Origin of the sequence: Sphingorhabdus sp., from assembly GCF_044354325.1 — a bacterium.
GTDB lineage: Bacteria > Pseudomonadota > Alphaproteobacteria > Sphingomonadales > Sphingomonadaceae > Sphingorhabdus_B.
The window spans coordinates 1-6,933 of record NZ_JBILAF010000110.1; the positions used below are offsets into that span (position 1 = coordinate 1).

At 55.5% G+C, this 6,933-nt stretch carries 9 protein-coding genes; 5 read left to right on the plus strand and 4 right to left on the minus strand.

Annotation, left to right across the window (positions count from 1 at the left end; translation table 11 throughout):
• The 4 genes from ACIQ0G_RS09325 to ACIQ0G_RS09340 all read left to right on the plus strand — a co-directional run.
• On the plus strand, nucleotides 1-601 hold a 601-nt coding region (locus tag ACIQ0G_RS09325), incomplete at its 5' end, for a 2,3,4,5-tetrahydropyridine-2,6-dicarboxylate N-succinyltransferase (RefSeq protein ID WP_397577672.1).
• Between the two features lie 259 nt (nucleotides 602-860).
• Nucleotides 861-1,031: a DUF465 domain-containing protein gene (locus ACIQ0G_RS09330; RefSeq protein WP_395628203.1), complete on the plus strand. Its 171-nt coding sequence runs from the start codon at nucleotides 861-863 to the stop codon at nucleotides 1,029-1,031.
• 71 nt (nucleotides 1,032-1,102) lie between these two features.
• Nucleotides 1,103-2,092: a TerC family protein gene (locus tag ACIQ0G_RS09335; protein ID WP_397577673.1), complete on the plus strand. Its 990-nt coding sequence runs from the start codon at nucleotides 1,103-1,105 to the stop codon at nucleotides 2,090-2,092.
• Between the two features lie 34 nt (nucleotides 2,093-2,126).
• Nucleotides 2,127-2,609, plus strand: coding sequence for an SgcJ/EcaC family oxidoreductase (locus ACIQ0G_RS09340; RefSeq protein ID WP_397577674.1), 483 nt, complete (start codon nucleotides 2,127-2,129; stop codon nucleotides 2,607-2,609).
• Here ACIQ0G_RS09340 and ACIQ0G_RS09345 read toward each other — a convergent pair.
• From ACIQ0G_RS09345 to ACIQ0G_RS09360, 4 genes are all read right to left on the minus strand, one after another.
• Nucleotides 2,606-2,926: an HNH endonuclease gene (locus ACIQ0G_RS09345; protein WP_397577675.1), complete on the minus strand. Its 321-nt coding sequence runs from the start codon at nucleotides 2,924-2,926 to the stop codon at nucleotides 2,606-2,608. The two genes, ACIQ0G_RS09340 and ACIQ0G_RS09345, sit on opposite strands and share 4 nt — an antisense overlap.
• A gap of 34 nt (nucleotides 2,927-2,960) precedes the next feature.
• Nucleotides 2,961-4,295 carry an amidohydrolase gene (locus tag ACIQ0G_RS09350; protein ID WP_397577676.1) on the minus strand — a complete coding sequence of 445 codons (1,335 nt, stop codon included), beginning with the start codon at nucleotides 4,293-4,295 and terminating at the stop codon, nucleotides 2,961-2,963.
• Between the two features lie 85 nt (nucleotides 4,296-4,380).
• Nucleotides 4,381-5,544, minus strand: coding sequence for a serine hydrolase domain-containing protein (locus ACIQ0G_RS09355; RefSeq protein ID WP_397577677.1), 1,164 nt, complete (start codon nucleotides 5,542-5,544; stop codon nucleotides 4,381-4,383).
• An 8-nt stretch (nucleotides 5,545-5,552) separates the two neighbouring features.
• Complete coding sequence (locus ACIQ0G_RS09360; RefSeq protein ID WP_397577678.1) at nucleotides 5,553-6,080, minus strand: DUF3617 domain-containing protein; 528 nt, start codon at nucleotides 6,078-6,080, stop codon at nucleotides 5,553-5,555.
• Nucleotides 6,081-6,268: 188 nt separating this feature from the next.
• Here ACIQ0G_RS09360 and ACIQ0G_RS09365 point away from each other — a divergent pair.
• Nucleotides 6,269-6,933, plus strand: a 665-nt coding sequence (locus ACIQ0G_RS09365; protein WP_397577679.1) for a DEAD/DEAH box helicase family protein, incomplete at its 3' end; no start/stop codon positions are given.

The window sequence follows — 6,933 nt, forward strand, 5'->3', positions numbered from 1 at the left end:
GGGCGCCCCTGCCTATGACAAGGTCCCTTCCAAATTTGCAGGATGGGGCGAAAGCCGTTTCCGCGACGCAGGGTTCCGCGTTGTGCCCGGCGCCGTCGCGCGGCGCGGCAGCTTCATCGGCAAGAATGTTGTGTTGATGCCCAGCTTTGTAAACATCGGCGCACGCGTTGATGAAGGTACTATGGTCGACACATGGGCAACTGTCGGAAGCTGCGCGCAAATTGGCAAAAATGTCCATCTGTCGGGCGGCGTTGGCATTGGCGGCGTACTTGAGCCGCTGCAGGCTGGCCCCGTCATCATTGAAGACAATTGCTTCATTGGCGCACGGTCAGAAGTTGTAGAAGGCGTCGTCATCGAAGAAGGCGCAGTGCTTTCGATGGGCGTTTTCATCAGTTCCACCAGCAAAATCATTGACCGAACAACCGGCGAAATCTTTGTCGGCCGCGTTCCGGCTTATTCGGTTGTTGTGCCAGGTTCGCTCCCGGGCAAAGCGCTTCCCGACGGCAGCCCGGGTCCAAATCTTTCCTGCGCGGTCATCGTGAAACGCGTCGATGCACAGACCCGCGCAAAGACCGCAATCAACGACCTGTTGAGGGATTAATTCGCCGAACCGAGTAGGGACGATCAAAACGGACTTGCAATTCGGACGGATTTACTCCAGATGATGCGGGCGGACCGGGCCCCTCTGGCGCTTCGCTTCTTCGGAAGGAACGTGATGTCGGCCGCATCGGATGTTTCCGGTGCACTGGTCAGGCGGTCTTCAAACCCCCCGAAATACGCTCGTCTGTGCCCGGAACATCCGATTGAACTTAAACAATGTTCAAGAGGATGTAGTGATGACTTTTTCGTCATTTCGATTGATGCAATATCACCAAAAAATTGATCGCGAACTGCGCGCCGAAATTTCTCGGCGCTGGCCAGACGTGTTTCGGATCCAAAAACTGAAACGGCTGAAGCTAGCGATCAAGGATCGGTTAGCGCGCCACGCGCATACCTCCTTTGGCCGTCGTCTACGCCTTAAAAGGGCTTAATATTTGAAAGCTGACGCCGTGCGCGTTTAAATCTGCGCGGCGTCGGCACGTACAATACAGGGAATGATTTCATGGAATTTTTGATGATGGACTGGTTGGGCACACCGGTTTGGTTCTGGTTGGCCTTTATCGGCATCGTGATCACGCTCACCGCGTTTGACCTTGGCATTTTGCACAAGGAAGACAAAGAGATGGGTATCGCCGAAAGCCTTAAGCTGTCGGCGTTTTACATCAGTATTGCGATGCTGTTCGGCCTTTGGGTCTGGTTCCAAAAAGGGACCGACATGGGCATGAAATATTACACGGGCTTTTTCATCGAAAAGGCGCTGTCGATTGATAATGTCTTTGTCATCAGCCTGATTTTCACCTTCTTCGCGATTCCACGAAAGTACCAATACCGCGCATTGCTATGGGGCATTATCGCCGTCATCGTCTTGCGTGGCCTGATGATTGCCGCGGGCGCTGCCATTGTGCAGGAATATTATTGGACGCTGTATATCTTCGCGGCTTTCCTAATTGGAACCGGCATCAAGATGCTGTTTTCTGGCGATCAGGAAATGGACGTCGCCAAGAACCCGGTGGTCAAATTTATTTCCCGGCATATGCGGGTGACCAAAGAGCTTCATGACGAGAAGTTCTTTGTGAAGGTACCAGATGACAAGACCGGCAAGATGGTGCGCGCTGCGACGCCATTGTTCCTCGCGCTGGTCGTTATCAACCTCGCCGACCTCGTGTTCGCAGTGGACTCGGTACCGGCAATCTTTGCCATCACCACCGACACGTTCATTGTGTACACGTCAAACATCATGGCGATTTTGGGCCTGCGCGCCTTGTATTTCGCACTCGCCGCGATGGTCCATCGTTTCCATTATCTTAAATATGCGCTGGCATTGGTTCTGGTCTTCATCGGTTCAAAGATCTTTGTTTCAGACTTTGTGATGGACGGCGACAAGTTCCCGCCCGTCCTGAGCCTGGGCGTCACCTTTGGCCTGATTTTAGGAGGCATATTCTTTTCGCTCTGGAAAACGCGCGGACAGGATCAATCACATCACACGCTTTAGTTTTTACTTTAGCGACGAAGAGGAGAAAACTGAGATGAATAAACTTATGTTAAGTGCAGTTGCAGTTGCATCGGTAATCGCCATTCCGGCTCAGGCTAAAACCGCGGCACCCATGCAGTGCGCGGCCGTCAACCAAGCGCAAGTGGAATCGCTGTTCAATGATTTCAACAACGCTTGGGCATCCAAAAATCCGGACACGGTCACCAGCTTGTTCACAAAGGACGCAGTCCTGCTGGCGACCGTTTCCAACACGCCACGCACCGACCATGCGGCTATTCGTGACTATTTCGTCGGTTTCCTAAAACCCAGCCCAGTTGGAACCATCAACAGCAGCACGGTCAAGATCGGTTGCAACATGGCAGCACGGCTCGGCACTTGGACGGTAACCGTAACGGACCCGTCAACGGGTGCGAAAACAGACATCAAGGCCCGTTATTCGTTCATCTATCGTATTGAAGATGGAAAGTGGAAAATCGACCATCTGCACTCGTCGATGATGCCTGAAAAAGCTGGCTAACGCCGGTCCTTCGTCGGCGCATTAAAGTCGGACGGTTTGTTGGCAATCCATGCCACGAACCGTCCGATTTCTTCATGCGCCAACAACGCATCAGCGGTTGCAAAACGCTTTTCGAGATCGCTGTTGGTGAAATTGGCATGAATGGTGCGATGGCAAATCGGATGCACCGGCTGCCGTTCCTTGCCACCCCGGCTCTTGGGCACAGGATGATGCCATTCGGTTACCTCACCCATCGGGCGCGAACACAGCCAGCAGGTTACTTCGGGCGCAATGGACTCTTCGTCAGAGTCATAAAAATCGCGATTTTTTCGCGCCATTGTCGCCGCTCCGTAACCTGCCAGATAACCGCAATCAGTTCTTGCCTGTTCCCAGCAAATCCAACGCGGCGGCCGTCATCGCTTCGATGCCCAAGCGGACCGACGGTTCGGGATCGATCTTGAACAAGGGCGAATGGTGACCGGCCACGGCTGGTCCGCCATTTTTCGCAGCCGCAATCCATTCGGGATTTGTCCCGCCGACCGCGAAATAATATCCCGGGATGCCAAATTGCTGATCCACGAAGAACGCGAAATCCTCTGCGCCCATATTCGTCTGGCGGAATGGCACAACAACATCGCTACCCAATGCCGTCGCAATTGCACCGTTCAAGCGACGGGCAAGCGCAGCGTCATTGACGGTGACGGGCGTGCTTTCGTTGACCTTTACGATAGGTAGTTTGTCATTGGGCAGGCCGTGCGCCGCGCCAATACCCTTTGCCACACGCTCAATCGAAGCAATCAGCTGATCGCGAACGGCTTGGCTATTGGCACGCACGGTCACCTGTAAATCGGCATATTCCGAAATGATGTTATGCTTGGTGCCAGCGTGGAATGCGCCAACGGTAATCACGCCAGCGTCCAACGGGCCCTTTTCGCGGCTGATGATCGACTGAAGGCCGACAACGATCTGCGACGCGATGTAGACGGGGTCACGGCCAAGATGCGGCGCAGCGCCGTGCGTGGCGATACCGGGAACGCGGATGTCGACGCTGTCCGCGGACGAATATTGAATGCCTTCCGATGCTGCGATTTTACCGGTTTCCAATTCTGCTGCCACATGGAAGGCAAGGGCGTAATCGGGCTTGGGGAAACGGGTGTATAGACCGTCCTGAACCATCGCCTTGGCACCGCCAACGCGCTCTTCAGCGGGTTGAACGATGAACAGGATCGTGCCTTTCCACCGGTCTTTCATGCGCGCCATTTGCCGTGCCGTGCCGAGCAAAGAGGTAATGTGCACATCATGGCCGCAGGCATGCATGACGGGCATTTCAAGGCCATCAACACCAACCTGTCTGACGGTCGAGCTGTTGGCGAGGCCCGAACGTTCCTGCACGGGCAATCCGTCCATGTCCGCACGGACAAGCACGACGGGACCATCGCCATTTTTCAGCATGCCGACAACGCCGGTTCCGCCAACCTTTTCAGTCACGATCATGCCAGGCACGGTGCGCAGTTCCTGTGCCATCCGGGCGGCAGTCTTATATTCGCGGAACGACAGTTCAGGGTTGCGGTGGAAATGGTCCCACAGGCTGGCGAGCGACTTGTCATAGTCTGCCTTGACGGCATCCGCATAATCGGGGCGGGCCGCAGCTGGTGTAGCCATCAGTGCGCTTGTCAAAAGCGCGCCCAATAAAGTTTTTTTCATCATAATCATTGTCCCCCATTGTATCTGTTATGCGGCGGCTCAAATGTCCCCTGTTGGGTGAGGCCGCTTCGGTTTGAATGCTACGCTATCACGGGCACCGGTCAAAGCAATGCCCGACGGGTGAAAATTCATCGACCATCGTCACGTAGCGGTAAAATCCCTTGCCTTGCGCCGGATTAATCCAAAACCCGGCACGCAGCGAATATGCCTCACCGACATGGCCAAACCATCGATTGCCCGCATTGTCCTCCAACCAATGCACGCCAAGGCCATATGCCGTGAAATAGCCTTTGTCGTCATCGCCATTTGAACCATTGAACGTCCATACTGGCCCTGTCATTTCGGCGAAGCTTTTTTTCGACAATAATGGTGCGCCCTGACGCAAAAGCAGTTGGCCCACTTTGGCAAGGTCGCGCGCCGAAATGCGCAGGCCGCCTTGCGGGCTGAACGCCGAACCATTGCGCCCAAGAACGTACAGCGCATCGACATCACAACTGCCATTGGTGGCAGGATACACCGCGCAAGGGTCAGGCCCCTTCATGGCGGCATCACGGGCCAAATCGCCATTTGGGCGCAACAAAGTGACCGCTTGCGCACGCCGTCCCTCGCTGCACCCCGCGCCCCAATTGTAGCAGGCATCAAGCCCAAGCGGTGTCAGCACCAGCCGCGCCATCAACCGGTCAAACCGCTCGCCCGTGGCGCTTTCCAGCACCGCCGCGATCACGGGCGAATTGATATTGGCATAGGAAAAATAGCTTCCCGGTGGGTGGGCAGCATCCCACGCTTTTGGGTTGGCAATGACGTCGGACAGCTGGCCATCCAGCGGCACGATATAATCGACAGAATCGCGCAGCCCGCTTTGGTGGGACAGCAAGGCGCGCATCGTCACCGGCACATCGGGGAAGGCCGGATTGCGTACCGGCCACCCCAGATAAAGACCGACATCACGGTCAAGATCAAGCACGCCCTGTTCCGCCAGCCGCATCGCCCCAATGGCCACCACCAGTTTCGAGATCGAAGCAACGCGCGCAGGGTCATCCAGCGTTACCGCACGGCCTGCCACACCAGCATCGCCTTGCGCGGCAACGTGCGTGATGCCGTCAGCGGTAAAATCAACCCGCACCTCCGCCGCCGCAGGAAGCACGCGTTCAGCCGAGGCAGGCGTTGTTGCACAGCCGCCAAGCGCCGCCGTACACAAAGACAAAGCCGCGATGAGAGGCGCGAGCCGCGTCCTGTTCCAAGACAGTCTCATCCCCTGCATCATGCCGCCGGACAGGCGCCTACATATTCGCCGGTTGCTTTGCCCTGCATCTTCACCTTGCCAATCATCGGCAGACGGACATCGAACTTGCTGTCATAATTGAATGCGGTTTCGCCCATGACGCCCGCAAGCTCCATGTCGACACTGCCCATGCCGTCCATGCCGCATGACAGCTTCAACCGGACATTTTGGCCCGAAACGTCAAATGCCTTATACACGCATTTCTCCGCGCCATTGCCGCCAAAGAAATCCGCACTTGGCTTTTTGGCTTCTGCCTCCGTCAGGCAGCTACGGCTCGACGCGCCCTTGGCGACCTCATCCATGATCTGCTGCTTTTCCGCTTTGCCCAGCGTCGGCACGTCAATGTCGGTGAAGACAAACTTGGTTTCCCACTGCCCGGCCTTCATCGGGATGAACGCGTCATAATCCATTTCGGCGGCGCGCTCTTTGTTGTCCGTGTCGGCGCCTTTGTCCGAACAGGCTGAAATCGCCAACGCCGCAACGCCCAATAAAAGGAACTTGTGCATGGGTTGTCTTTCTCGCTCTGTTGTCATGTCCGTCTTGTGTCCCTGACTTATCAAAAAGGCAACAGGCGATCAAAACCCCTTTTGTGGTTTTGGTGTTCCTTGGCACAAGTGACAACATAGACCACGTTTTTCAGATAAAGGCGCCACACACTCTTGCCCTTGCACCCGCTACAGCACATATAGCGAACATGGCTGAATTGATTATCCGCCGTGGGCTGGAAGAACCGGACACGGTTGGCAGCTTCACCCCGCACAGGCCGGAACGCCCGTCAAAGCTTGAAGGGGGTCGCCCTTTCAAAATCGTTTCCGATTATGAACCCGCGGGCGACCAGCCAACCGCAATCAAAGAATTGGTGACGACTGCGCTGACCGGTGAAAAGAATCAGGTCCTTTTGGGCGTCACCGGTTCCGGTAAAACCTTTACCGTTGCGAAAGTTATTGAGGCGTTGCAACGGCCCGCACTGATCCTTGCACCGAACAAGATTTTGGCGGCGCAGCTGTACGGCGAATTTAAAAGCTTCTTCCCCGACAATGCCGTCGAATATTTCGTCAGTTATTATGACTATTACCAGCCCGAGGCCTATGTCCCGCGCAGCGACACCTATATCGAAAAGGAATCGAGCGTAAACGAAGCCATTGACCGCATGCGCCATTCGGCGACGCGGTCGTTGCTTGAACGCGATGATGTTATCATCGTTGCCTCTGTGTCGTGTATTTACGGCATCGGTTCGGTGGAAACCTATTCGGCGATGATATTCGACCTGAAAGCAGGCGAAAGCGTTGATCAGCGCGAATTGATCCGCAAGCTCGTCGCGTTGCAATATAAGCGCAACGACACCGGCTTTGCCCGCGG

What these genes read in the sequence shown, in the direction of transcription:
- ACIQ0G_RS09330 (WP_395628203.1), top strand. Translation starts at nt 861, where the DNA reads ATGCAATATCACCAAAAAATTGATCGCGAACTGCGCGCCGAAATTTCT.
- ACIQ0G_RS09360 (WP_397577678.1), bottom strand. Translation starts at nt 6,080, where the DNA reads ATGCACAAGTTCCTTTTATTGGGCGTTGCGGCGTTGGCGATTTCAGCC.
- ACIQ0G_RS09350 (WP_397577676.1), bottom strand. Translation starts at nt 4,295, where the DNA reads ATGATGAAAAAAACTTTATTGGGCGCGCTTTTGACAAGCGCACTGATG.
- ACIQ0G_RS09340 (WP_397577674.1), top strand. Translation starts at nt 2,127, where the DNA reads ATGAATAAACTTATGTTAAGTGCAGTTGCAGTTGCATCGGTAATCGCC.
- ACIQ0G_RS09345 (WP_397577675.1), bottom strand. Translation starts at nt 2,926, where the DNA reads ATGGCGCGAAAAAATCGCGATTTTTATGACTCTGACGAAGAGTCCATT.
- ACIQ0G_RS09335 (WP_397577673.1), top strand. Translation starts at nt 1,103, where the DNA reads ATGGAATTTTTGATGATGGACTGGTTGGGCACACCGGTTTGGTTCTGG.
- ACIQ0G_RS09355 (WP_397577677.1), bottom strand. Translation starts at nt 5,544, where the DNA reads ATGAGACTGTCTTGGAACAGGACGCGGCTCGCGCCTCTCATCGCGGCT.